This window comes from Collinsella tanakaei, from assembly GCF_016900375.1.
Lineage (GTDB): Bacteria > Actinomycetota > Coriobacteriia > Coriobacteriales > Coriobacteriaceae > Collinsella.
This window is the reverse complement of sequence record NZ_JACJKB010000012.1, coordinates 1-25,585: the sequence shown is the minus strand read 5'-3', so window position 1 is coordinate 25,585 and position 25,585 is coordinate 1. Positions and strand designations below refer to the sequence as shown.

Annotated in this window: 25 protein-coding genes and 1 tRNA gene; 22 read left to right on the top strand and 4 right to left on the bottom strand. The window is 65.5% G+C overall.

The features are described from left to right. Nucleotides 1-74 precede the first annotated feature (74 nt). The 3 genes from H6A16_RS07885 to H6A16_RS07875 all read right to left on the bottom strand — a co-directional run bounded on the left by H6A16_RS07885 (nt 75) and on the right by H6A16_RS07875 (nt 2,113). Complete coding sequence (locus H6A16_RS07885) at nt 75-398, bottom strand: hypothetical protein (RefSeq protein ID WP_204617915.1); 324 nt, start codon at nt 396-398, stop codon at nt 75-77. 112 nt (nt 399-510) lie between these two features. Continuing rightward, entirely contained in the window at nt 511-1,581 is a 1,071-nt protein-coding gene (locus tag H6A16_RS07880; protein ID WP_342589738.1) for an FAD:protein FMN transferase, read from the bottom strand. Beyond that, complete coding sequence (locus H6A16_RS07875; protein WP_204617913.1) at nt 1,574-2,113, bottom strand: Gx transporter family protein; 540 nt, start codon at nt 2,111-2,113, stop codon at nt 1,574-1,576. Before H6A16_RS07875 ends, H6A16_RS07880 begins: the two co-directional genes overlap by 8 nt. A 91-nt stretch (nt 2,114-2,204) precedes the next feature. Between H6A16_RS07875 and H6A16_RS07870 the strand changes: the two genes are divergently transcribed. From H6A16_RS07870 to H6A16_RS07810, 13 genes are all read left to right on the top strand, one after another. Further along, the gene (locus tag H6A16_RS07870; protein ID WP_204617911.1) at nt 2,205-3,221 is read left to right on the top strand and encodes a substrate-binding domain-containing protein; all 1,017 of its coding nucleotides are present in this window, start codon (nt 2,205-2,207) and stop codon (nt 3,219-3,221) included. An 825-nt stretch (nt 3,222-4,046) separates the two neighbouring features. Then, nucleotides 4,047-6,554 carry a phosphoketolase family protein gene (locus tag H6A16_RS07865; protein ID WP_204617909.1) on the top strand — a complete coding sequence of 836 codons (2,508 nt, stop codon included), beginning with the start codon at nt 4,047-4,049 and terminating at the stop codon, nt 6,552-6,554. Between the two features lie 563 nt (nt 6,555-7,117). Then, complete coding sequence (gene hisG, locus H6A16_RS07860; RefSeq protein ID WP_204617907.1) at nt 7,118-8,830, top strand: ATP phosphoribosyltransferase; 1,713 nt, start codon at nt 7,118-7,120, stop codon at nt 8,828-8,830. A gap of 166 nt (nt 8,831-8,996) precedes the next feature. Continuing rightward, nucleotides 8,997-10,409 (top strand): histidinol dehydrogenase, encoded by a 1,413-nt coding sequence (gene hisD / locus H6A16_RS07855; RefSeq protein ID WP_204617904.1) that lies wholly within the window; start codon nt 8,997-8,999, stop codon nt 10,407-10,409. 88 nt (nt 10,410-10,497) lie between these two features. After that, entirely contained in the window at nt 10,498-11,589 is a 1,092-nt protein-coding gene (gene hisC, locus H6A16_RS07850; protein ID WP_204617902.1) for a histidinol-phosphate transaminase, read from the top strand. Between the two features lie 16 nt (nt 11,590-11,605). Next, nucleotides 11,606-12,193: an imidazoleglycerol-phosphate dehydratase HisB gene (gene hisB / locus H6A16_RS07845; RefSeq protein WP_204617899.1), complete on the top strand. Its 588-nt coding sequence runs from the start codon at nt 11,606-11,608 to the stop codon at nt 12,191-12,193. 114 nt (nt 12,194-12,307) lie between these two features. After that, nucleotides 12,308-13,051 (top strand): glutamine amidotransferase-related protein, encoded by a 744-nt coding sequence (locus H6A16_RS07840; protein WP_204617896.1) that lies wholly within the window; start codon nt 12,308-12,310, stop codon nt 13,049-13,051. Beyond that, nucleotides 13,048-13,794 (top strand): HisA/HisF-related TIM barrel protein, encoded by a 747-nt coding sequence (locus H6A16_RS07835; protein ID WP_204617894.1) that lies wholly within the window; start codon nt 13,048-13,050, stop codon nt 13,792-13,794. Before H6A16_RS07840 ends, H6A16_RS07835 begins: the two co-directional genes overlap by 4 nt. After that, nucleotides 13,788-14,570 carry an imidazole glycerol phosphate synthase subunit HisF gene (gene hisF / locus H6A16_RS07830; protein ID WP_239458284.1) on the top strand — a complete coding sequence of 261 codons (783 nt, stop codon included), beginning with the start codon at nt 13,788-13,790 and terminating at the stop codon, nt 14,568-14,570. The genes H6A16_RS07835 and hisF overlap by 7 nt, the downstream gene beginning before the upstream one ends. A gap of 236 nt (nt 14,571-14,806) precedes the next feature. After that, nucleotides 14,807-15,127: a phosphoribosyl-AMP cyclohydrolase gene (hisI, locus tag H6A16_RS07825; protein ID WP_204617891.1), complete on the top strand. Its 321-nt coding sequence runs from the start codon at nt 14,807-14,809 to the stop codon at nt 15,125-15,127. Nucleotides 15,128-15,166: 39 nt separating this feature from the next. Next, nucleotides 15,167-15,484, top strand: a complete 318-nt coding sequence (hisE, locus tag H6A16_RS07820) for a phosphoribosyl-ATP diphosphatase (RefSeq protein ID WP_204617889.1) — start codon at nt 15,167-15,169, stop codon at nt 15,482-15,484. Nucleotides 15,485-15,627: 143 nt separating this feature from the next. Beyond that, nucleotides 15,628-16,266: a helix-turn-helix transcriptional regulator gene (locus H6A16_RS07815; RefSeq protein ID WP_204617887.1), complete on the top strand. Its 639-nt coding sequence runs from the start codon at nt 15,628-15,630 to the stop codon at nt 16,264-16,266. A gap of 52 nt (nt 16,267-16,318) precedes the next feature. After that, nucleotides 16,319-16,678 carry an arsenate reductase family protein gene (locus H6A16_RS07810; RefSeq protein ID WP_204617885.1) on the top strand — a complete coding sequence of 120 codons (360 nt, stop codon included), beginning with the start codon at nt 16,319-16,321 and terminating at the stop codon, nt 16,676-16,678. Between the two features lie 304 nt (nt 16,679-16,982). On the opposite strand, the gene H6A16_RS07805 is transcribed toward H6A16_RS07810, so the two are convergent. After that, on the bottom strand, nt 16,983-17,411 hold the full coding sequence (locus H6A16_RS07805) for a hypothetical protein (protein ID WP_204617883.1): 429 nt from the start codon (nt 17,409-17,411) through the stop codon (nt 16,983-16,985). A 243-nt stretch (nt 17,412-17,654) separates the two neighbouring features. On the opposite strand from H6A16_RS07805, the gene larB reads away from it, so the two are divergent. The 9 genes from larB to H6A16_RS07760 all read left to right on the top strand — a co-directional run bounded on the left by larB (nt 17,655) and on the right by H6A16_RS07760 (nt 25,492). Beyond that, nucleotides 17,655-18,419: a nickel pincer cofactor biosynthesis protein LarB gene (gene larB / locus H6A16_RS07800; RefSeq protein WP_204617881.1), complete on the top strand. Its 765-nt coding sequence runs from the start codon at nt 17,655-17,657 to the stop codon at nt 18,417-18,419. Nucleotides 18,420-18,423: 4 nt separating this feature from the next. Then, complete coding sequence (locus H6A16_RS07795) at nt 18,424-19,854, top strand: LarC family nickel insertion protein (protein WP_239458283.1); 1,431 nt, start codon at nt 18,424-18,426, stop codon at nt 19,852-19,854. A 96-nt stretch (nt 19,855-19,950) separates the two neighbouring features. Next, complete coding sequence (locus H6A16_RS07790) at nt 19,951-20,319, top strand: hypothetical protein (protein ID WP_204617879.1); 369 nt, start codon at nt 19,951-19,953, stop codon at nt 20,317-20,319. A 60-nt stretch (nt 20,320-20,379) separates the two neighbouring features. Then, entirely contained in the window at nt 20,380-20,949 is a 570-nt protein-coding gene (gene yfcE, locus H6A16_RS07785; protein WP_204617877.1) for a phosphodiesterase, read from the top strand. Between the two features lie 3 nt (nt 20,950-20,952). After that, complete coding sequence (mazG, locus tag H6A16_RS07780; RefSeq protein WP_204617875.1) at nt 20,953-21,864, top strand: nucleoside triphosphate pyrophosphohydrolase; 912 nt, start codon at nt 20,953-20,955, stop codon at nt 21,862-21,864. 149 nt (nt 21,865-22,013) lie between these two features. Beyond that, nucleotides 22,014-23,303, top strand: coding sequence for a phosphopyruvate hydratase (gene eno, locus H6A16_RS07775; RefSeq protein WP_204617873.1), 1,290 nt, complete (start codon nt 22,014-22,016; stop codon nt 23,301-23,303). Nucleotides 23,304-23,849: 546 nt separating this feature from the next. Continuing rightward, entirely contained in the window at nt 23,850-24,416 is a 567-nt protein-coding gene (locus tag H6A16_RS07770) for a hypothetical protein (protein ID WP_342589737.1), read from the top strand. Nucleotides 24,417-24,425: 9 nt separating this feature from the next. Then, nucleotides 24,426-25,391, top strand: a complete 966-nt coding sequence (locus H6A16_RS07765; RefSeq protein ID WP_204617869.1) for a hypothetical protein — start codon at nt 24,426-24,428, stop codon at nt 25,389-25,391. A 16-nt stretch (nt 25,392-25,407) separates the two neighbouring features. Then, nucleotides 25,408-25,492: transfer RNA gene (locus H6A16_RS07760), tRNA-Leu, on the top strand. The last annotated feature ends 93 nt before the right edge of the window (nt 25,493-25,585 follow it).

Genomic DNA, 25,585 nt, shown 5'->3' with positions numbered 1-25,585 from the left:
CTCGGGCGGTTCGAATCCCACCGCGAGCGGATACTACGGGCGTTCCGGTCGGACGGACTCCTGCCGGGCGCGCGTCACGGCCTCGCCGCCACGCCGCTGCGCTTCGCCACGAACCAGCGCCCGCCTTCCCACCAGATCACCTTGGGTGCGCGGCAGATGCAGACGGTCCACTTCAGGCAGAGGTTGCCGAAGACCTCCCGCCCAAAACTGCGCACGCTGTAGACGCTCTCGATATTCCAGGACCTGCCGTCGGGCCACCAGATGCGCACCGGGTGCTTGCCCCGGTCGGTTGGGGAGAGCGACTCCGTTGCCATGTCGACGCGGACGTAGATGCGGTCGTTTTCGGAAGGGATGCCGCAGCGTCCCGCCAACGATGCACGTCTTGGATACCCGGTCACGATGTCCTCCTCGTATCGATCATATGTTCGTACTGAGGGCATCGTAGGGCGCCGCGTGGACATATCTTCGACCGCACCCCTTGGTTTGGGCGGTCAGCTTGCCACCAAGCGCCTACGCTTCGAAGTCCGTGAGTTCCTGCCAGCGGGAGCTTTCCGCAGTGCCGCCATCTTGCAGCAAAAAGTACGCCGCCGTGTCGTCGTGCGCGTCGGCGATCTCGCGCCCGCGCGCGCTGCCCGCCACGAACAGCGTGGTGGAGAGGGCGTCGGCCGTGGTCGAAGAGGGGCAAACGACCGTATCGCTCACCGTGTCGGTTGCCACGGGCATGCCGGTGCGCGGGTCCAGGATGTGCCAATAGGTCACGCCGTCCAGCTCGAAGGTGCGCTCGTATAGGCCGCTTGTCACCACGGACCCCTCGCCGTCAAGGCGCGCCGTGCCCACGATGGTGTTCCCGCCCGGGTCGTTGGGGTCGCGCACGCCGATAGCCCAGGGGCTGCCGTCGGGCTTCGTGCCGAACAGGGCGATGTTGCCACCGAGGGAGATCATGGCCGCGGTGGCGTCTGTCTGCGTGCGCAGCAGCTCGACTAGGCGGTCGGCGACGTAGCCCTTGGCGATGCCGCCCAAGTCGAGCTTCGCTTCGGGGTCATCCAGCTGCACGGTCGCGCGCTCGGTGTCCACGTGCACGCCGCGCCAGTTCACGTGCGGCAGGGCGGCGGCGATCTCGTCATCTGAGGGTCGGATGCCCTCGTCGAAATCCCACAGGTACGATACGGCACCGATGCTGATATCGAACAGGCCGTCTGCCTGCTCGCAGTAGGCGAGCGCCTGCGCGATGACATCGGCGGTGTCGGGGTCGACCTCCACCGGCGCGCCTGCCGCCGCATTGATGCGCGCGATGTCGCTCGCCTCGTCGTATGCGTTGAGCAGGGCGTCGTAGCGCGCGCACTCCTCGCTCAGAAGGGCGAGTGCATTTGGGTCGCCGTAGACGGTAAAGCTGCAATAGGTGTCGAAGGCGAAGGTCGATCCGTTGACAGGGTCGATGTCGCTGCGCGCGCCGCCTGCGCTGCTGCCCGTGCCCGCCGTGCAGCCCGCAAGGGCGGCCGCGCATCCCACGGCGAGCGAGAGGCAGCATCCGAGTGCCTGTCGCCTGCTCAACGTCGGTTTCATGCCGATGCTCTTAGCCACGGGATGCTCCTTCGGGAATCGCCGCCAACACGCCGCGCAAGATCAAACCGATGATGGCTCCGCAGATCACGCCCGAGATGCCCAGGACCGGCGCCACGGCGAGGGCGGTTCGCGTCGAGAGCACAAGTGCCACGACCAGGAGCTGGCCGGCATTGTGCGCCACGCCTCCCAGCACCGATACGCCGACCACCGAAAGCGGGGTCCAGCGGACGGCGGCGGTCATGATCGCCCACGACACGACGCCTCCGGCAAGGCTGAACATGAGCACCTGGGGATTGGAGAACAGAAGCGCCGAGCACAGGATCTTGGCGAGCATGAGGTAGAACGCCGGGCGTGCGCCCATGCGCTCGAGGGCGAACAGCACCACGGCGTTGCCAAGGCCCAGCTTGACGCCCGGTATACCCACCGGCAGCGGCACGAGCATCTCGAGGTAGCCGGCGCAAAGCGCCAGGGCAGTCAGCAGCCCATAACATGCCGCTCGCTGGCCCGGCGTCATCGGGGGTTGTAGTTTTCCATCGTTTCGTTCCATCATGCTGGTTATTATAGAGAACACTCGGTGGTATAAGAACCAATGCACGATTGCCCGGGTTACAACCTGTACGATCTGAAGGAGCGCAGCTGCCGTGGCCAACAAGGTGACACTCAAGCAGATCGCGCGCGAGGTGGGTCTTTCCCCCGCCTCGGTGTCGCTGGTGCTCAACAACCGACCCTGCCGCATCTCCGAGGAGAATCGCCGCCGCATCAAGGAGGTCGCGGCGCGCGAGCACTATATTCCCAACCAGATCGCGCGCAGTCTGGTGACGCAGCAGTCCAAGACGCTCGGCCTTATCGTGCCCAACATCGAGAGCCGCTTCTTCTCGTCGCTCGCCAAGAATCTCGAGCAACGGTGCCGCGCGGCGGGCTACGCCCTGTTCATCACCAACTCGGACGGCTTGCCCGAAAACGATATCGACCTGTTGAATCTGCTGGTCACCCGCGGCGTCGACGGCATGTTCCTGGTCGTGGGCGACGAGGTGCCCGACAACCAGGCCCTCTACGATGAGCTTGTGAACCTGCCCGTGCCCTACGTGATGGTCGACCGCGTGGTCGACGAGCTGTCATGCGACAAGGTGCTGTTCGATCACGAACTCGGCGGCTACATGGCGACGCGCTACCTGCTGCAGATGGGCCATCGGCGCATCGCCTGCATGGTCAACGCCGCCAAGACCATCACGGGCCGCAAGCGCCTGAGCGGCTATCTGCGCGCCCTGCGCGAGTCGGGCTTCGAACCCGATATGTCGCTCGTCTTCGAGACCGAGTACTACATCTCGAGCGCATACGAGGCGGCTGCGGGCGTGCTGCAAAGCGACGCGACGGCGGTGTTCGCCAGTTCCGACAACATCGCGCTCGGCCTGCTCAAGCGCGTGCACGAGAGCGGGCGCCGCGTGCCGCGCGACTACTCGCTTGTGAGCTACGACAACAGCGCGGCCGATGCGCTGTTCGAGCCCACGCTCACCTCCATCGAGCAGAATGTCGGCGAGCTTTCGCACCACGCCGTGGGTCTCATGACGCGACGCTTGGATAACCCGTCGTCCGATCCGATCGAGCGGGTGCTCAAGCCCCATCTTGTTATTAAAGAGAGCGTGGCGCCGCTGCGATAGGGCGGGATTTAAAGGGCCTCTCGCGTCAGAACTCCCGAAATTAGCAAGAAGGTCGACGTATGAACCCCGTTTTCAGCGAATCTTTCGCGGATGGGGGAGTAGTCTGCCTTCGGTGCGTAATCGGCAACGTTTCTACCTGCGGAAACCAGATTGCCGTTCCGCGCATTTCGAGGCCCTGCCTGCCAAGCGGGATGGGATTCGCTGAAAACGGGCTTCATACCTGTTCGGCTTATCGACTTCAGGGCGCCTTGCGCGCGGAGCTGTCTGTCCGCTTTGGCTTCTTCGAGGTGAACGGTAGTAAACAAGAGATAAACGGTTGGCAATATGGAGGAATTGCGACGGCGCATTCTGACAGCACGGCAAGATTCGGCTCAATTGGCAAAAACCCATCTTCTACCTCGGATTCTTTGAATAATCAGGCGGCTTCGAGACTGGGCTTCCCCTTCGCAAAACACCTGATAAACAGGGGCGTTTTTCGAGACGGTGCGACTACGCCCGAACAGAGGGGCCAAAACGGACCGTTTTCGCTGCTCTGCCACGGAAGACGCCGGCGCTCTTGATGGAACCTTTACGAAACAAGGCGGAAAAACTTCGAAACGATAAAACGTTTTACCACTTATACTGTCCTTGGATGTGCTGGACAGGCGGAATCTGGCCGGGTCCGCGGGTGGTAAACCCCGCGAGCCGCGCGCGCGGATGCGGAACCCCTGCCTGCGTTCGCGCGCCGGCCGGTTCCGCCCGTCCACACCGCACGTCCTCATCAACAAGGTTGCGTACCGTAACCGTCGGGCATACCGCTCGGCGTGATGGAAAAAGGAGGAGCACATGTCCAACCCCGTGATCGGAACTCCGTGGAAGAAGCTCAACGCTCCGGTGAGCACTGACGCCCTTTCCGGTGTAGAGAAGTACTGGCGCTGCGCCAACTACCTCTCCGTCGGTCAGATCTACCTGCGTTCCAACCCCCTCATGAAGAAGGACTGGGTTGACGAGAAGACCGGCGAGACCCGCGACTTCGGCCGCAAGGACGTCAAGCACCGTCTCGTTGGCCACTGGGGCACCACGCCGGGCATCAACTTCCTGTTCGGCCACGTGAACCGCCTCATCGCCGATCACCAGCAGAACGCCGTGTTCCTCATGGGCCCTGGTCACGGTGGCCCTGCCGGCACCGCGCAGTCCCTGCTCGACGGCACCTACCGCGAGATCCGTCCCGACATCACCGATGACGAGGCCGGTCTGCAGAAGTTCTTCCGCCAGTTCTCCTACCCCGGCGGCATCCCGAGCCACTTCGCTCCCGAGACCCCCGGCTCCATCCACGAGGGCGGCGAGCTGGGCTACACCCTGTCCCACGCCTTCGGCGCCGTCATGGACAACCCGAGCCTGCTCGCGGTCGCCGTGGTGGGCGACGGCGAGGCCGAGACGGCCGCTCTGGCCACCTCTTGGCAGTCCAACAAGCTCGTGAACCCCAAGACCGACGGTATCGTGCTGCCGATCCTGCACCTCAACGGCTACAAGATCGCCAACCCGACCATCCTCGCCCGCATCTCCGATGAGGAGCTCACCAAGTTCTTCGAGGGCATGGGCTACAAGCCGCACTTCTTCATGGCCGGCTTCGACAACGAGCCGCACATGTCCATCCACGCGCGCTTCGCCAACCTGCTCGAGGATGTCTTCAACGAGATCTGCGACATCAAGACCCGCGCCGAAACCGGCGTCGAGACCCGTCCGGTCTACCCGATGATCATCTTCCGCACCCCCAAGGGCTGGACGTGCCCCAAGCACATCGACGGCAAGAAGACCGAGGACTCCTGGCGTGCCCACCAGGTGCCGCTGGCGAGCGCCAACGACACCCACGAGCACTTCCGCGTGCTGCGCGCCTGGCTGCGCTCCTACATGCCCGAGGAGCTCTTCACCCCGGAGGGGCAGATCCGTCCCGAGGTGACCGCCTTCATGCCCAAGGGCGACCTGCGCATCGGCGCCAACCCCAACGCCAACGGCGGCAAGATCCGCGAGGACCTCGTGCTTCCCGACATCCACGCCCATGAGGTGCCGGTTGCCGAGAAGGGCCACGGCTGGGGCTCCACCGAGGCCGCGCGCGTCTTCGGCGCCTACACCGCCGACGTCCTGGCTGCCAACGACGACTTCCGCATCTTCGGCCCCGACGAGACCGCTTCCAACCGCCTGCAGGATGCCTACAAGGTGACCAAGAAGCAGTGGGAGGCCGGTTACCACGCCGACGCCGACAACGACGAGCTGCTGTCCACCTCCGGTAAGGTTATCGAGCAGCTCTCCGAGCACCAGTGCGAGGGCTTCCTCGAGGCCTACCTGCTCACCGGCCGTCACGGCGTGTGGAGCACCTACGAGTCCTTCGTGCACGTGGTCGACTCCATGGTCAACCAGCACTGCAAGTGGCTCGAGGCGACCGTTCGCGAGATTCCGTGGCGCGAGCCCATCGCCGGCCTGAACATCCTGCTGACGAGCCACGTGTGGCGTCAGGACCACAACGGCTTCTCTCACCAGGACCCCGGCTTCATCGACCTGCTGCTCAACAAGGCCAACGACACCCACGTCGTGAACGCCTACTATCCGTGCGACGCCAACATGGCCCTCGCCGTGGCCGAGCGCGTGTACCAGTCCACCAACTGCGTGAACGCCATCTTCTGCGGCAAGCAGCCCGCGCCGACCTTCATCACCGTCGACGACGCCAAGGCTGAGCTCGAGGAGGGCCTGGCCGTGTGGGATTGGGCCTGCACCGCTGACAGCCTCGAGGACGCCGACCTCGTGATCGCCACCTGCGGCGACGTGCCGACTATGGAGGCCCTGGCCGCGACCGATCTGCTCAAGCAGCTCGGCATCAAGGTCTGGTTCGTGAACGTCGTCGACCTGCTGAAGATCCAGAGCCTCGCCGACAACGACCAGGCTATCTCCGACGAGCGCTTCGTCGAGTTCTTCGGCGATGGCGACAAGCCGGTCCTCTTCTGCTTCCACGCTTACGAGGGCACCATCCACCGCATCCTGTGGGATCGCCCGGGTGTCAAGTCCTTCCGCGTGCATGGCTACGAGGAGAAGGGCTCCACGACCACCCCGTTCGACATGCTGCGCCTCAACAACATGGACCGTTGGGCCCTGGGCGCCGACGCCCTGCGTCTGGTCGACGCCGACAAGTTCGCCGACCAGATCCAGAAGTGGGAGGACTTCCGCATCGAGGCGTTCCACTTTGCCGTGGACGAGGGCTTCGATCACCCCGACTTCACCAACTGGGTGTGGCCCGATGCTGCCGCCGCGACCGAGGGTGAGCTCTCCGCGACCCAGATGACCGCTGGCGACAACGAGTAACGAACGCTGATTGCATGTCTCCTTTGGGGACGTAGCTGAGAGGCTAACGCGGCGCCGCCGAGGGCGAAAGCCCCCGGCGGCGCCGCTGTGTTTATCCGAATTGAGGTCGAGCTGCTTGGTGCGCACCGCCGAGATTGCCCCAATATGGCTGGAATCGGCTTCTCGTGCAAAGTTAGTTCAGATATGCGTAAGCGCAGCAGACTAGTAGGATTATCGTTTTGGCTGTTTTGCGCGTTATGGCTGTCTTAAAACCGCCTGTGAGGGCCTCTCGCAGCGATTTCGATGCACAATGAGCCCGTTTGCACGTAGAACGGCGCGCTTCTAGCAACATACCTGGCGGATAGGTAACGCATATCTGAACTAACTTGAACAAAAGAACCCCCTCTGCACCTGTGCATCCGCTTTCAGCACCTCAGCTCGGGTCGATCGCGCTACCAGCCCCTGTCATGATTCGGTAACGCATCGGCCTCAAGGGCCTGCGCGCACTTTTGTATGCTAAAGTAGCTACGCCGGCGGGATGCCGGCGGTTTTGTATAGGCTGCAGTCGAGGGACGGTGCACGCGATGACGGCAACGCCGTGGGGTTTCAGGGATATTCTTCCGGAAGAGGCGCAGGCGCGCGAGGATATCGCGCTCGCGGTGAAGGGCTGTCTCAAGGTCCATGGGTACCTGCCGGTCGAGACGCCGCTGCTCGAGGACAAAGCTGCGCTCGAGCAGGGCGGCAGGCTGGCCGATACCCCCTTCAAGCTGTTCGATGACGATGGCCGGTTCCTGGTGGTCCGCCCTGACAACACCCTGCCCATCGTCCGTCTCGTATCCACGCGCATGAGCGCGGACGACCTGCCGCTGCGCCTTCGCTACGAGGCGCCGGTGGTCCGTGCCGCCTCGCGCAACACGGGCGCGTCGCGGCAGTTCACCCAGCTCGGCTACGAGCTGATCGGCGAGGGCGGCGCGGCGGGCGATGCCGAGATCGTCTCGCTTGCCGCCGAGGCTGCGTGCGCGCTCGAACTGCCCGCATGGCGCGTGGTGTGCGGCAGCGTCCGTCCCTTCAAGGACGTGCTCGCGTGCGTATCCGACCCTGCGCTTGCGCACGAGGTCGTTGCGCTCGTGCACGCGAACGATTTCGTCGACCTTGACGACCTCGTCGCCGAAAGCGCGGAGGCCCCGGCGGTGCGCCGCGCCCTGTGCGAGCTGCCGCGTCTCTGCGGCGGCGCGGAGGTGCTCGACCGCGTGGACGAGCTTCTGACGGCAGCGGGCGTGGACGGTCAAGCGACGGACGAGCTGCGCGCCCTGTACGATGCGCTTGCACGCGAGGCGCCGCAGGCGGCGGAGCGCCTCTCCTTCGATTTCTCCATCATGAATTCCTTCGATTACTACACGGGCCTCGTATTCAAGGTGTACGCAGCCGGGATGCCCGATTCGGTAGGCTCGGGCGGCCGCTACGACTCGGTGCTCGATGATGCGCTCGCGGGCGCGCCCCGCGTGCCGGCGGCGGGCTTCGCGTTCTCGCTTGAGCGCCTGGAGGCGGCGCGTTCCGATGCATCGCAGGCGGTCAAGAGTCCTGCGCACATGGCGGCCGGCGACTGCGCCGTGGCTCGCGATGCCACGGCGCCCCTGCGCATTGCCGTGCCCAAGGGTTCTCTCAACAAAGACACCCTGCGTGTGCTCGAAGCCGCGGGACTCGATGTTTCCGCCCTACGCGACCCGGGCAGGCACCTGATCTTCCGGGCGAACGACACGCTTGAGGGTGCGGGCTCGATCGGCGCGGTCGAGTACATCATCGTCCGCCCCACCGACGCCCCGGCGTTCGTGGCTTGCGGCGGTGCCGACTGCGGTATCTGCGGACGCGATTCGCTCATCGAGGCCGATCTCAACCTGCTGCAGCTTGTCGACCTGAAGTTCGGCGCCTGCCGCTTTATCGAGGCTGAGCCTGCCTGGCGGGCAGGCGAGGCGGAGGCCGCCTATGCCCGCCGCGGCAGCCTGCGCGTGGCCACCAAGTACCCGCGCATCGCAAGCGCCTGGTACGAGAGCCGCGGCGTCAACGCGGATATCGTGTCGCTGCACGGCAACATCGAGCTCGGCCCCATCGTGGGCATGACCGACCGCATCGTGGACATCACGGCAACGGGCACGACCTTGCGCGAAAACGACCTGGTCATCACCGGCGAGGTCATGGAGTGCACGGCGCGCTTCTTCGTGAATCCGGGGCGCGCTCGCCTGGATGCCCGCGTGCGTTCGCTCGCCGAGCGGCTGGCGGCGGTGGTGGCTGGCGCATAGGGTCATCAGGCACAGGCGCCTCGATTGTTGCCGCAAGGTAACGCGTTGAGGCGCAAACTTTATCATGCTAAAGTTATCCCAAGCGGACAAGTTCGGGCGCGCGGCGTTGTGCTGTGCGCCCTTTCGCGCTCGATACGGCGCATATCAGGTAAAGGAGACGAACGACATGAGGACCATCGAGCTTGCACCCGGTGAGCAGCTGAGTGCCTCCATGCTCACGCGCGAGGGCGTGCTGCCGGCGGATATCACGGCGGCGGCGCAGCAGATTATCGACACGGTGCGTGCCGAGGGCGACGAGGCCCTGCGCCGCTACAGCCGCGAGTTCGACGGTGTTGAACTCGAGAGCTTCCGTCTGCCGCAGGAGCAGATCGACGCCGCGCTCGAGGGGCTCGACCCCGCGTTTCTGGCGTCGCTCGAGAAGGCTGCCGCCCAGATTCGCGACTTCCACGAGCGTGAGGTCCAGCAGTCGTGGTTCACGACGCGCGCAGACGGCACCATGCTCGGCGTCAAGGTGACGCCGGTCGCCGCAGCGGGCATCTACGTGCCCGGCGGCCGCGCACAGTACCCCTCGACCGTCCTCATGAACGCCGTTCCCGCCAAGGTGGCGGGCGTCGAGCGCGTGGTCATGGTCACGCCTCCGCAGCGCACCGCCGAGCCCGGCGCGTGCCCCATCTCGCCCTACACGCTCGCTGCGGCCAAGGTCGGTGGCGTCGACGAGATCTACACCATCGGTGGCGCGCAGGCGGTGGCCGCGCTCGCGTACGGCACGGCGTCCATCCCGCGGGTCGAGAAGATCACCGGCCCCGGCAACGCGTACGTCGCCGCGGCAAAGCGCCTGGTTTCGGGCGATGTCGGCATCGATATGGTCGCCGGCCCCTCCGAGGTCTGCGTGCTCGCGGATGCCACGGCAAAGCCCGCTGTGGTCGCGGCCGACCTCATGGCGCAGGCGGAGCACGATCCGCTGGCCGCCTGCTATCTCGTGACCTGCGATGCGGCCTTTGCCGCCGAGGTCGAGCGCGCGCTCGGCGAGCTGCTGCCGGCAAGCCCGCGCGAGGACATCACGCGCACCTCGCTCGACGACCAGGGCACCGTCGTGATCGCCCCCGATATGCCGACCGCGGTGGCGGCGGTCAACACCATCGCGCCCGAGCACCTCGAGCTGCACTGCGACAACGCGCTCGGCCTGCTCGGTTCCATCCGCAATGCCGGCGCCATCTTCGTGGGCGCTTGGAGCTCCGAGCCGCTGGGCGATTACGTAGCGGGCCCCAACCACACGCTGCCCACCGGCGGCACCGCGGCGTTCTCCAACCCGCTGTCGGTCGACGACTTCGTCAAGAAGTCCTCGGTGATCTGCTACACGCCCGAGGGGCTTTTGGCCGATGCGCCCGCCACGCAGCGCCTGGCGCAGGCGGAGGGCCTGTGGGCGCATGCCCTGTCGGCCGGCCTGCGCCGCCGCGCGCTGGAGCTCGGCGATGCGTCGGTGGACATCGCCGCCCTGCGCGAGGCCGACCTGACGGCAGTCGCCTGGCCCGAGGACGACGCGCAGACCGTGGTGCGGGGCGCAAAGCAGGACAGCTAAAGAACCCCGGGGCGCAGGCACGCGAGACCACAATGGAGTCGGGCACCCGCCCAACGTCGCCGAGCGCAATCACCAAGGAGGAACATACATGGCAGAGCTTTCCGAGCGCATGCGCGCCCTCGTCCAGCCGCATCTGGCCGGCATCGAGCCGTACGACCCGAACTTCACGCCCACGCGCATCAACCTCTCGGCCAACGAGAATACCTACCCGCTGCCCGAGGGCGTGCGCGAGGCGATCGACGCTGCGCTCGCGGAAACGCCGCTCAACCGCTATCCCGATCCGATGTCGAACGAGCTGCGTGCGGAGCTCGCGGCGCGCCACGGCGTCGACCCGGCCTGCATCTGCGTGGGCAACGGCGGCGATGAGCTTCTGTTCAACTTCCTGCTTGCCTTTGGCGGCGAGGGCCGCACGCTGCTCAACTGCCCGCCGTGCTTCTCCGAGTACGAGTTTTTCGCCTCGCTGACCAAGACGGGCGTGCGCAACGTCTGGCGCGACCGCAAGACGTTCGCCATCGACGAGAAGCGCATGCTCGATGCCGCGCGCGACGCCGATGTGGTCATCGTCACATCGCCGAACAATCCCACCGGCGACGTCGCGCAGCCCGGATTCATCGCCCAGCTGTGCCGCGTCTGCCCGGGCCTCGTGATGGTCGACGAGGCTTACATCGAGTTCGCCGACGCCGGCACCTCGGTGCAGAACCTGCTCGCAGCATGCCCGAATCTGGTCATCCTGCACACGCTGTCCAAGGCGTTCGGCGAGGCCGGAATCCGCTGCGGGTACGTGATCGCGGCGCCCGACATCATCGACGTTTTCGGCGCCGTGCGCCAGATTTACTCCGTCAACGTGCTCACCCAGGCTGCAGCGCTCGCCGCGGTTCGCGTGCGCGACGCCTTTGCGCCCGTGGTGGAGCGGATTCGCAGCGAGCGCGAGCGCGTGGCCATGGCGCTCGAGGCATACGACTGGGTCGATGTGTGGCCCAGCCAGGGCAACTTCCTGCTCATGCACGTGCGCGAGGCGAGCTCGATCCGCGAGCAGCTGCGCGACGATTACTCTATTCTGGTAAGGGATTTCTCCGCAGCTCCCGGTCTCAACGACTGCCTGCGCATCACCATCGGCACGCCGGAGGAGAACGACGCGCTGCTCGAGGCGCTGGCCGAGCTGCTCGACGACGACGCCTAGACCCAAAGGAGGCATCATGGCGCGTACCGCTGAAGTCACCCGCAAGACGGGTGAGACCGACATCACCGTACGGCTCGATCTGGACGGAACGGGCGACTGCAATATCGAAACGGGTGTGCCGTTCTTCGACCACATGCTCAATGCGTTCGGACGCCACGGTCTGTTCGATCTGACGGTGCGCGCCACGGGCGATACCGAGGTCGACGACCATCACACCGTGGAGGACACGGGCATCGTGCTCGGCCAGGCGTTCGCCCAAGCGCTGGGCGACAAGGCCGGCATCAGGCGCTTCTCCGACGTCGCCGTGCCCATGGACGAGACGCTCGTCATGGCAGCGGTGGACATCTCGGGCCGCGGCCAGGCGTACTGCGAGCTGCCCGTGCCCACCCAGCGGGTCGGCACGTTCGACACCGAGCTCGCGGTGGAGTTCTTCTACGCCTTCGCGCGAGACGCGCGCTGTTCGCTGCATGTGCGCGAGATCGTGGGCGGCAACAGCCACCACATCATCGAGGCGGCGTTCAAAGCGGTCGGCCGCTGCATGCGCTACGCCTGCGAGCTCGACCCGCGCGTGCAGGGCATCCCGTCCACCAAGGGCAGCCTCTAGCATGACAGTTAGGACGGTTCCCACTGTCATGTTTTCCGTAATTCCCCGTCCCGGTCGGGATGGGCATCGCCCTGCGGTGGCAGGGCCTGTTCTGATGGTCTGACAGGAGGGTACATGTCGACAATCGCCGTTATCGACTACCACAAGGGCAACCTGTCCAGCGTTGCGCGCGGTCTGGCCCGTGCGGGCGCCGAGGCCCTGGTGACCGATGACCCGGACGCCATCCGCACGGCCGACGGAATCGTGCTGCCCGGCGTGGGTTCCTACTACGACGCCATCACCTTCATGCATGAGAGGGGGCAGGATGCCGCTGTAATCGAGGCGCTCGCAGGCGGGGAAGGCGTTCCGTTTTTGGGTATCTGCCTGGGCCTGCAGCTGCTGTTCGAGCGCGGCGACGAGGGCGTGCCGACGGATGCGCCCACGCTGCCCGCGTGCGATGACGCCGGCTCGAACCTGGCGCCCGGCTCGGTGTTCGCCACCGCGGACGGGCGTTGGGTGCGCGGCCTGGGGTTGCTTCCCGGTTCGTGCACCGTGCTTCCTTCGCGACGGCTGAAGATCCCGCACGTGGGATGGGACCAGGTGCATCTCACGCCCGAGGGTGCTGCATGCCCGCTGCTCGACGGGTTCGACGAGGGGGCGAACCTCTATTTCACCCATTCGTACGCACTCGATGAGGACGTGGATGCCGACGACATCGCCGCGCGCACGTTCTACGCCCGCAGCTTCGGGTCGATAGTGTGGCACGGCAACATCTACGGCTGCCAGTTCCATCCCGAGAAGTCCTCGGCCCACGGCCATCAGATTCTCGAGAACTTCGTGCGCATCGTGGACGCGCATGCTAAGGAGGTGTCCGCATGATCGTTTTTCCCGCAATCGACCTGATCGGCGGCAAGGTCGTGCGCCTCGAGCGCGGCGAGCGCTCGCGCTGCAAGGTGTATTCGGACGATCCCGTGGCGGTCGCCCGCTCGTTTGTCGAGCAGGGTGCCACCTGGCTGCACGTGGTCGACCTCTCCGCCGCTCTGGAGGAGGATGACGAGGCGCGCGCCGCCAACACGGCCGCCATCCGCGATATCTGCCAGGTCGAGGGGCTCTCCATCGATGTCGGCGGCGGCGTGCGCTCGCTCGCGCGCATCGATGAGCTCGCGGGCTTCGGCGCCAAGCGGATCGCGCTCGGCACCGTGCTTGTGACCGAGCCGGGCTTCGCCGAGGTGGCGGCCCGCGCCTTCGGCAACCTGCTCGTGGCCGATGTCGCCGCGCGCGACGGCCAGGTGAAGATCAACGGCTGGCGCGACGGCATCGCCCGCGGCGTGGAGGATGTCGTGGGCCAGCTCACCGAGCTCGGCTTCAAGCATCTGGTGTTTACGGACATCGCGCGCGACGGCATGCAGACCGGCATCGACGTCGACGCGTACCGTCACGTCGCGGCGTGCGCGGGCTTTCCCGTGGTGGCTTCGGGCGGCGTGTCGACGCTCGACGACATCCGCGCGCTCGCCGCCGCGGGCGACACCGTGATTGAGGGCTGCATCATCGGTCGCGCCCTGTACGAGGGCAACTTCACCCTGGCCGAGGCGCTCGCCGCCGCAAAGGAGGCATCATGCTGACCAAGCGCGTGATTCCCTGTCTGGACGTTAAGGACGGCCGTGTGGTGAAGGGCGTCAACTTCGTGCAGCTGCGCGACGCTGGCGACCCCATCGAGCTCGCGGCGGCCTACGACCGCGAGGGCGCCGACGAGGTGGTGTTTCTGGACATCACCGCCACGAGCGACAACCGCGCCACGACTATCGACATGGCCTCGCGTGCCGCCGAGGAGCTTTCCATTCCCTATACGGTGGGCGGCGGGTTCCGCGACCTCGCGGGCATGAGGACCATGGTCGCCGCGGGAGCGGACAAGGTGTCCATCAATTCCGCCGCCGTGCGCGATCCGTCGCTCATATCGACTGCCGCCGCTGCCTTTGGCAGCCAGGCTGTGGTCGTGGCCATCGATGCCAAGCGCGTGGGCGAGCTCGGCGCGCCGGGGGCCGATAAATGGGAAGTCTACCTGGCGGGCGGTCGCACGCCGACCGGCATCGACGCCGTCGCGTGGGCCGAGGAGGCCGCGCGCCGCGGCGCCGGCGAGATCTTGCTCACGAGCATGGATCGCGATGGCACCAAGGAGGGCTTCGACCTGGCGCTCACCCGTGCGGTGGCGCGCGCCGTGCCGATTCCGGTTATCGCTAGCGGTGGCGTGGGTACGCTCGAGCACTTTGCTGAGGGCATCATCGAGGGCGAGGCCGACGCCGTCTTGGCTGCCAGCGTGTTCCATTTCGGCACCTACAGCATCCGCCAGGTGAAGGAATACATGGCCGCGCAGGGCATCCCCATGCGCCTCGACTTCTAGTCTCGCTGTGTCCACTTTCAGGACGGAGATGTTTTCGGACACCGGGCGCCGCGGGCTGGCCTCTGTGGGGACGTAGCCGGGAGGCGCCACGCCGGGGACCCCGGACGGCGTCCTCGCCGTGGTGGCCGGCGTGGCGCCTCCCGGCTACGTCCCCACAGAGGCCAGCCCGCGGCGCCCGGTGTCCGAAAACATCTCCGTCCTGAAAGTGGACACGGTACGCTTCGAAAGGATCGGATATGGATATCAGCGAGCTCAAGTTCGACGCGCAGGGGCTTATCCCGTGCGTCGTGCAGCAATACGATACCGGCGAGGTTCTGATGGTCGCGTGGATGAACGCCGAGTCGGTGCGTCTCACGCTCGAGACCGGCACCACCTGGTTTTGGAGCCGCAGCCGGCAGGAGCTGTGGAACAAGGGGGCGACGAGCGGCAACATGCAACAGCTTCGCGAGCTGCGCGTCGACTGCGATGCCGATACGCTGCTCGCGCTGGTCGATTCGCCCGGCCCCGCCTGCCATACCGGCAACCGAACCTGCTTTTTCCGCAGCTTGAGCGCCTAGACCCCGCTCGCTGACGGCTTCGAAAGAAAGGAACCGCTCATGGGTGTTCGCACCGCTAACGTTCAGGATGGCAACATCGGCGAGACGCTGACCGGGCTTGCGGAGGTGATCCACGGCCGCGCTGACGCGTCGCCGGAGGTGTCCTATACCGCCAAGCTTCTGCAGGGCGAGGCGGACAGCCTGCTCAAGAAGCTCGCCGAGGAGGCGAGCGAGGTCATCATGGCCTGCAAGGACGACGATCACGACCACATCCGCTATGAGGCTGCCGACCTTGTGTACCACCTGATGGTCACGCTCGAGCGCTATGGCATCACGCTCGAAGAGCTCGCCGGCGAGCTCGATGCACGCCATCGGTAGGGAAGAGCTTGCGAGATTTGCGTTGCACGACGGGTGCGACCTGCGCAAACGCGTCGATAATCATCAGCTTGCACGACAGACCGAGCGCTGCGTTTTGGGCATACTCCAACTAGGAAATCGCCGATCTGACGGAGGTGTTCGCCATGATGCCGCAGGGATTTGAATGGTTCATCGTCGCTTGGTATTACGGAACGAGCGTGATCGCACCGATCGTTTTGTTCGTGCTTGCTGTGCTCGTTGCCGTTAAGTATCTGCGCAGCGGGAAGAACCAGCCGCCTGCGCCGCAGCCGGCACCCACCCTCGCCTCCTCAGTCGAGGCCGATGCCAACCGCGAGAAGCTGACGCGCGATTTGGAACGCGCGCGCCTGGAAGTCGACCTCGCCGACGCCGGTCTCACGCGCCGCGAGCGCACCGTGCTGCTGGCCACCTGCGAAGGCATGACGCTCGCTGCGCTGGCGGACGACCTGGGAGTCTCGCGCTCCACGGTGGGCACCTACAGCACGCGCGCCTACGAGAAGCTCGGCGTGTCCACGCGCGAGGAGGCGCAGGCGTGGCTGCACAGCCGCTCCTTTGCGCACGGGCTGGCGGATCGTGGGCTGACCGAAGCCGAGGTCGAGACGGCCCTGCTGGCGGCCGATGGCGCAACGACCTCCGATATCGCGCAGCGGCTCGTGCTGAGCGAAGCCGCCGTGAACAGCCGCCTGCAGCAGATCTACGGCAAACTGGGCATCCACGGGCGCTCCGAGCTTGCGGCCCTGCGCGAGGCGAGCGTATCGCGCTAGGCCGGCCGGGGTAGGATGGAGTCAGCAACGCCCGCATGCGGAGGAGGAGCCGATGTCTATCCTGTTTGCCGAGTATCCCAAGTGCAGCACCTGCAAGAAGGCCAAGAAGTGGCTGGACGACCACGGCGTGGCATACGATGACCGCCACATCGTGGAGGATAACCCCACGGCGGAGGAGCTCTCCGCATGGCAGCAGAAATCCGGCCTGCCGGTACGCCGCTTCTTCAACACGAGCGGCATGAAATATCGCGAGCTGGGCGTCAAAGCCAAGCTCGACGCGGGAATGTCCGACGAGGAGGCTTTTGCTCTGCTGGCAACCGACGGCATGCTGGTCAAGCGTCCGATCGTGGTGGCCGACGACGGCGTGCTCGTGGGTTTCAAGGAGGCTGCGTGGGAGGAAGCGCTGCTTTAGGGCGCGCGAACATCTGATTTCCTGCGAGGCGGGAGGCTGCACGAGGCAGCTTTCCGCCTTTTATCGTGCTGTTCGGTCGAAGAGCGAAGGTATGAAGTCCGTTTTCAGCGAATCTTTCCTGACGGGCCGAGTATCGAGGACCCGGCTCTCAACCGGCAAGACTTTTACCTGCGAAAACGCTAACACCTATTCGCGCAAAACAGGGGCATGCTCGCTGGGTTCGAATAGATTCGCTGAAAACGGGGTTCATAACTCGAGAGGCCGCGGTCTTGCTGCATAAAGACGGACGGCCCGGCGCCGATGGCTACAAAACCCCGAGGCTCATGAGCTGATAGATGTAGATCGCCACCAACGCGATGTTGGCGACGATGCACAGGACGCCCAGGATCCTTCCTGCGCGGATGGCGGCAGGGTAGGGCGCGTGCTTGCTGGCTGCGAGCTGTGCGAGCGCAAACGCGATGATGCCCGCAAGAACGCTCAGAATCCAGCTGACGAAGACGGCGAGGATGACGCCGATCACGCCGACTCCCGCCGAGCAGATGGAGAGCATGGAGCTGATGGAATCGTTTGCGCTGACGGTCTGGTCTGCGTCGACATTGCCGAGCTCGGAGGGGACCTCGGGCTCCGTCGACGCGGCAGCGTTGCTGTCCTCGGCGGTGACCGCCGGCTCCGCGACGGCGGAGGGCTCGATGCTATCGTCCGTGTTCTCGGTGACGATATCGGTATCGGACATATGTCATCCTCCTGTGGGCCAAAGAGGCGCGTGCGGCGTGCCCCCTCTTGGGGCGGACGGGTCGGGTATCGCTGGGTTAAGGTATGGTTTGCATGCCGCTATCCTAAGCGGAGCCGGTGCCTGCATGCAGCCACCTGCGGCCCCTGTCGGTTTGACACGCGAAACCACGACCTCAAACTGGTTTCATATGATAGCGTCTAGAGCGGCTGGAAATATCACCGCCGCGTCAAAGGGAGGAACACCATGGATGCATCAGACCTTGAGGCGCTTGCACGCGCCGTTGCCATGGGCACGATGACGCCCGAGCAGCTGGTCGAGCGTGTTCACCTGGAATCTGTGGCGGACTTGGGTTATGCCCAGGTCGATACGGGGCGCGGCATGCGAACCGGCGTGTCCGAGGTCATCTACGGCGCGGGCAAGACGGCATCCCAGATTGCGGGCATCGTCCGCGCGATGCTCGATGCCGGCCAGCAGCGGGTGCTCATCACGAGGCTCGATGCCGATAAGGCGCATGAGCTCGAGCGCTTGGGATGCGATGTTACCTACTACGGCGATGCCCGAGCGGGCGTGGTGGGCGAGCTGCCCGAGCCCGATGGCAACGGAACGATCTTGGTGATCACGGCGGGGACGTCCGATCAGCCCGTGGCCGAGGAGGCGGCACTGACGGCGCGCTTTCTGGGCAATCGCGTCGAGTGCGTGAGCGATGCTGGCGTCGCGGGCATCCACCGGCTGCTGCGTCACGGCGAGCAGATCGCGCGCGCCCAGGTGATCATCGCCATCGCGGGCATGGAGGGGGCGCTGGCGAGCGTTGTGGGCGGACTTGCCGCTTGCCCGGTGATCGCGGTTCCCACGAGCGTGGGATACGGGGCCAACATGGGAGGTCTCGCCACACTGCTCGCCATGGTCAACAGCTGCGCGAGCGGAGTATCTGTGGTGAACGTGGACAACGGATTCGGGGCTGCCTACCAGGCGTCTCTCATCAATCATCTTCCGGGCAAGGAGGCGTAAGGCCATGGAGCGTAGCCAGCGAGAAGTAGCGGAATCGCTTGCGATGGGGTGCGGCTGTGCACTCTATCTGGACTGCCAGAGCGGTATTGCCGGCGATATGCTTGTCGGCACCCTGCTCGACCTTGGTGCCGATGAGGTCGCCATGCGCCGGGCGCTGGCAAGCTTGCCAGTCGAGGGCTTCGAGATCGCGGTGACCCGGGTGAAGAAGGCGGGAATCGACTGCTGCGACTTCGCTGTGCTGCTCGATCGCGAGCACGAGAACCACGATCATGATATGGCGTACCTGCACGGCACGGGGCATGCTGCTCACGAGCACGAGCACGAGCACGAGCACGAGCACGAGCACGAGCACGAGCACGAGCACGAGCACGAGCACGAGCACGAGCACGGCCACCGTCATGGCTACGAGGGGCATCACCACCATCACCATGAGCATCGCGGTCCGGCGGACATCGCCCGCATCATCGATGCTGCCGATATGACCGCCGGAGCTCGCGCGTTGGCGCACCGGACGTTCGACATCCTCGCCGCGGCGGAGGCCAAGGCGCATGCCGTGCCCATCGATCAGGTGCATTTCCACGAGGTGGGGGCCGTCGATTCCATCGTCGACATCGTGGCGGCGAGCGTGCTACTCGACAGCCTGGGCGTCTCCCGCGTTATCGTTCCGGTGCTGGTCGACGGCCACGGTACCGTGCGCTGTCAGCATGGCATCATCCCCGTTCCCGCACCCGCGACGCTCAATATCTGTATCGCGTCCGGCCTGCCGCTCCAGCAGGTCGATGTCGAGGGCGAGCTCGTGACGCCCACCGGCGCTGCGCTCGTTGCCGCGCTGGATCCGCAGGCAGAACTGCCTGCGCGCTATGTTGTGCGCCAGGTGGGCATGGGTGTCGGCAAGCGCTCATACGAGCGCCCCTCGCTCCTTCGCGCGCTGCTCATCCAGGAGGTCGCCGGTGCCGAGGCTCCCGCTTCCGAGTGCGCACGGCAGGTGTCGGATGCAACGCCGGAGCAGATCGTCAAGCTCGAATGCGACATCGACGACAGCACGCCCGAGGTGCTCGCCTACGCCGCCGACCGCCTGCGCGAAGCGGGCGCGCGCGAGGTCCACTGGCTGCCCATCTACACGAAGAAGGGCCGTCCCGCCTTCCAGCTGCAGGTCATCGCCGTGCTCGAGGATGTCGAGCGCCTGGAGCTCATCATCTTCCGCGAGACCTCGACGATCGGCATCCGCCGCGTGAACATGGACCGCACTGTGCTCGAGCGCTCATTCGAGCGCGTGCAAACGCCTTGGGGAGCCGTGTCCGTCAAGCGCGCGGTTCTTCCCGATGGCAGCGAGCGCATCGCGCCTGAGCTCGACGATTGCGCAGCCCTGGCGCGCCGCGAGGGAATCCCGCTGCAGCAGGTGATGGACGCCGCGCGACTCGCATCTCGCGCTTAGCAGCGCTGCCGCCCGGCCGTTGAGGCGCGGGGTACAATGCAAGGCGTGCACACTGCGCGCATCGCCGTCGCGCGTCCCGAAAGGAAGGCGGTCACGTTGTCCGTTATGCAAAGGGCGCTCAAGGTTCTGAGCTTTCTCGCTATCGTCGGCGCGGTCGACCTGAGTATCACCGCTCGCGTGCTCTACACCTCGGGCCATCCGTTCGAGCCGCTTCAGCTGCTCTGCCTTGCGCTCACCGTCATCTTCTCGCTGCTGTTGGGCATCTTCGGCCTGCGTACGGGCGGAGACCGGCTCAAGGTTTCCAAGCTCTTCTTGATCATCGTGCTCGCGGTATGGGCAAATCTCGGCAGCGTGCTGCTGCTCATCCTCACCGGCGACGTCATCGTGTCCGTGATCGTAAACGCGCTCATCGTCGCCGCTTTTGCCTATGTGGCGCATCGCGTGAGCCACGACCCCATCGCTTAGTTTTTCGGCGTAGCCACAGCGCCATCCGATCCCGCGGCCCCATAACGAAAGGATTTCCTCATGAAGTTCCTCATCGCATCCGATATACACGGTTCTGCCTACTGGACCGAGCGCCTTATCGAGGCCATCGACCGCGAGCAGCCCGACCGCGTCCTGCTGCTGGGCGACCTGCTCTACCACGGGCCGCGCAACGACCTGCCGCGCGACTACGCCCCCAAGCGCGTCATCCCGCAGCTGAACGAGCTTGCTGCCAGTGGGTGCGTCGTGGCGGTGCGCGGCAACTGCGAGGCCGAGGTCGACCAGATGGTCCTCACGTTCCCCTGCATGGCCGATAGCGCCGTCGTGCTCGACGAGGGCGGCCGCCAGCTGTTCTGCACCCACGGGCACGTGTTCGGCGCGGGTTTCCACAACAGCGTCGACAACCTGCCGCCGCTGCCCGAGAGGTCGGCCATCGTGTACGGCCACACGCACGTGAAGGTGAACGAGGCGGTGCCGGGCCATCCGGGCATCTGGGCGTTCAACCCCGGCAGCGTGTCCATCCCCAAGGACGGCAGCCACAGCTATGGCATCTACGACAGTTCGCTGCCCATGGAGGACGCGTTTCGCCATGTGGTGATGGAGGAGGAGTAGCGCATGGCCGACCAAAAGAAAACCGCCAAGCTGGACGAATCCTGCCGCGATATGTCGACTCTCTGCGATGCGCGGGAGGAGCTGCAGTCGCTCGTGAACACCATCTGGCGCCTGCGCCAGCCCGATGGCTGCCCGTGGGATCGCAAGCAGACACACGCGAGCATTGCCAAGAACATGATCGAGGAGGCCTACGAGGCCGTCGATTGCATCGAAGATGACGACGTGGCGCACCTGCGCGAGGAGCTCGGCGACGTGCTGATGCAGGTGGTGCTGCATGCGCAGATCGCGGCCGATGCAGCCGAGTTCACGCTGGCCGATGTGGCGCGCGAGATCGACGAGAAGCTCATCCGCCGCCATCCCCATGTGTTCGGCGAGCACGCGTCGGCGTCGAGTGCCGATGAGGTGCTCGACATCTGGGACCAGGTGAAGCTTGCCGAAAAGGAGACGCGCGACGCCGAGGCCGCCGCCGCGAGCGAGCGGCCCGCCGGGCTGCTCGACGGTGTACCGCGCTCCCTCCCGGCGCTCATGCAGGCTCAGAAGGTATCGCGCAAGGCGGCAGCCGTGGGCTTCGAGTGGGATACCGTCGAGGACGTGTGGGACAAGGTCGCCGAGGAGCGCGCTGAGTTCGATGCCGAGCCCGTGGGGTCCGCGGCGCGCGAGGCCGAGTTCGGCGACATCCTGTTCGCGCTCGTCAACGTGGCGCGCAAGGAGGGTATTGATGCCGAGAGCGCTCTGCGCGCGAGTACGGCAAAGTTCCGAAGCCGCTGGGGCGCCATGGAGGACGTGGCCTACGAGCGCGGCGTCGCCCTGGAGGGCCTCTCAACCGGAGAGCTCAACGAGCTGTGGGACGCCGTCAAGCTGAAGGAGGGCTCCGCCGCCGATGAAGGGGCAAGCCCTGACGCCGTGCGCGCCTAGGAGCCGCGCTCTTTTGGTTGGCGATAGCTAACTTTTTTGCAATCGCGGTGTGATTTCGGGAAAATCGGGCATAATGGCTAAAGTTTGCTTAGGGTAACCTGAACCCGGGCAGAAGATATCCAGCTGATTATCAGCGGAAAGGACGTAACATGAGTGAGATTCTGGACGTCTATGGTCGCGAGGTTCTCGATTCCCGCGGCAATCCCACTGTTGAGGTCGAGGTCGTGCTCGACGATGGGTCGTTTGGCCGCGCCATGGTTCCCTCCGGCGCCTCGACCGGTGCCTTTGAGGCCGTTGAGCTGCGCGATGGCGATAAGGGCCGCTACCTGGGCAAGGGCGTGACCAAGGCTGTCGACCATGTGAACAAGGAGCTCGCCGACGCGGTCATCGGTATGGAGGCGTTCGATCAGCGCGCTATCGATGCCGCCCTCAAGGAGGCCGATGGCACTCCCAACAAGGGCAATCTGGGTGCCAACGCCATCCTGGGAGTGTCGCTGGCGGTCGCTCGCGCGGCGGCGCAGTCCACCGGCCTGGAGCTCTACCAGTATCTGGGCGGTGTGAACGGTCACACCCTGCCCACACCGATGATGAACATCCTGAACGGCGGCGTGCACGCCGACAACAACGTGGACTTCCAGGAGTTCATGATCATGCCCGTGGGCGCCCCGACCTTCACCGAGGGTCTGCGCTGGTGCGCCGAGGTGTACCACACGCTCAAGAACGTGCTCAAGGAGTCCGGTCACAGCACGGGCGTGGGCGACGAGGGCGGCTTTGCGCCCGACCTCAAGACCAACGCCGAGCCGTTCGAGTACATCACCCGCGCCGTCGAGGCCGCAGGCTACAAGCCGGGCGTCGACTTCATGTACGCCATGGACCCTGCCACCACGGAGCTCTACGATGCCGCCCGCGGTGTCTACGTGCTGGCTGGCGAGGGACGCGAGCTCACGACCGACGAGATGATCGACTACTGGGAGGCGCTCGTCGAGAAGTACCCCATCATCTCCATCGAGGACGGCCTTGCCGAGGAGGATTGGGATGGCTGGGTCAAGCTCACCAAGCGCATCGGCAACAAGGTGCAGCTCGTGGGCGACGACCTGTTCGTGACCAACACCGAGCGCCTTAAGAAGGGCGTCGAGATGGGCGCGGCGAACGCCATCCTGGTCAAGGTCAACCAGATCGGCACGCTGACGGAGTCGCTCGAGGCCATCGAGATGGCCAAGCGCGCCGGCTACGCGTGCGTGGTGTCCCACCGTTCCGGTGAGACCGAGGACTCCACGATCGCCGACCTTGCCGTTGCCACCAATTCCGGCCAGATCAAGACGGGCGCGCCGTGCCGCTCTGACCGCATCGCCAAGTACAACCAGCTCATCCGCATCGAGGACGAGCTGTACACGAGTGCTCAGTACGCGGGCAAGGACGCGTTCTACAACATTCGCTAGAGCGGGCCGTCTCCAAATGTGAGCCGAGCGGGACCGTCGCCCAGGTGGCGACGGTCCCGCTCTCGCATTTGGTTGAGCATGCCGACCTCGCGCAAACCCTGCACAACTGACCTCGGGGCGCGTGGTATAACTTTATGGGCAAGCGCACATGCACTCTAATCACACAAGGCGTCTATGAACGACTACCGCAACAGATCTATACCTCTCGCCTCGGCCGACCGCGGGCGCGCTTCGTCCCGCCGTTCGTCGGCGCCGGGCTATACGGCTGCACCTGGGACGCTCGCGACATCGTCCGCGGGGTCGGGTGGTCCCGGCTACCGTTCGGCATCCGGTGCACGCGTCTCCGAGGTGCACAATCGCGGAGGTCGGCGCATGGATGCGCGCTCCTCATCCCGTCGAGACGGATCGCGGCCGTCGGAGCGTTCCGGCGCAACGCGAGGCGCGCGCTACCGCGCGGGCGGATCCAAGGGGAATCAGGCAACGCGTGAGGCCGCTCGCGCCGCCGCGCGCTCGCCGCGCCGTTCCTCGAGCTTCATGAAGTATGCGGTGGACAACCGCGTCGTCCAGGCCGTGTACGGATTCGTGACAGGCAATACCAAGCCGCTCTTCATCGCGCTGGTCGTGCTGGCGGTTGTCATCGGGCTGTACTTTCCCATCCGCAACCTCTATGTGGCGTATCGCACGCAGGATATCCTGAGCCGTCAGGTCGATCTGCGCGAGGCGTATAACGAAGGCCTGCAGGAGGATGTCAATCGCTATCTTTCGCAGGAGGGCATCGAGGAGGCTGCTCGCTCTGAGCTCGATATGGTGCTTCCGGGCGAGACGCGCATCGAGGTGACCGGGCAGGACGATGTCGACGCTGCCGGCTCCGAGGATGCAGACAAACAGGATTCCGAGGGCGCGGACGCCGAAGGCAAGGAGGGGGAGACCCCTGTCGGAGAGGGCGATTCTGCTGCGGCGTCCAAGGACAACGTTCCCTCCACGGCGCTCGAGGCCGAGCAGGCTGAGCTCGCCGCCGCGCAGGAGGCACCGTGGTACATCCACATGCTCGACTCGCTGTTCTTCTTCGATGGCGTCGAGGGGCAGCCGAAGCTTCCGGACTCAACTGAATAGGAGGGCGCAATGCGCGTGGCGGCAATCGATTTGGGTACGGTCTCGTCGCGTTTGCTGCTGGCAAGCGTCGAGGGCGGGGCGATCGTCCAATCGAGCAAGGTGACCGAGATCACCGACTTGGGGCAGGGCGTCGACGCGACGGGCCGCCTGAGCGAGGCGGCGATCGGACGCGTGCTCGCGGCCTGCGCGGGATTCGTCCGGCGCATTGACGACTTTGCTCCGGATGCCGTGTGCACCACGTTGACGAGTGCTGCGCGCGACGCGGAGAACGGTGCGACGCTCATCGAGGGGCTCGAGCAACTGGGGCTGCGTCCTCAGGTCATCCCCGGCGAGGTTGAGGCGCGCTTGACGTTCTATGGTGTCGCGCACGATTTTCCCGGCCAGCGCATCGCCGTTGCCGACTCCGGCGGCGGATCCACGGAGCTCGTGGTGGGGCGCTACTCGCCGGGCGAGCCGCTTTCCCTGGAGCACCTGCGATCGCTGAATCTCGGGTGCCGACGCATTACCGACCGATTCCTGGCGGACAATCCGCCAGCGGCGGACCAGATGGAACAGGCTTCTGCATGGGCGGCGGACCTGCTGTCGTCGTATTGGCAGGATGCCGGCCAGTGCCCTGACCGCCTTGTTGCCGTGGGCGGAACGGTGACCACGCTTGTCGCCATGGCGAACGAGCTCGCGGCGTACGACCCCGCGTTCGTGCACCTGCACGAACTGACGGTCGCCGACGTCGAGAAGTGCATCGCGCTCATGGCGCCGCGAACGGTGGATCAGATCGCCCAGCTGCCCGGAATCCAGGCAAAGCGCGCTCCGGTCATGCTTGGCGGCGCGCTCATCATCCGCGAGATTCTGCGCACGGGGGGTTACAACGCGCTGATCGTAAGCGAGAACAGCCTGCTTGTGGGCATGGCGGCAACGCTGCGCGAGGTGCTCGACGGCCAGGACCCCGTTATCGGTTGGACACCTGTTCTCTCGTGATACACTTCTCCCACACGGGGGCATGGCGGAATTGGCATACGCAGAAGACTTAAAATCTTCGGCCGCAAGGATTGTGGGTTCGAGTCCCACTGCCCCTACCAGGTTATGACGGGTCCCGGCTGCGGGGCCCTTCGGTTTTTGGGCGCCTTGCCGGGACTCGAACCGCGAGGTCGCGAGGCTGAGCAAACGCGCAA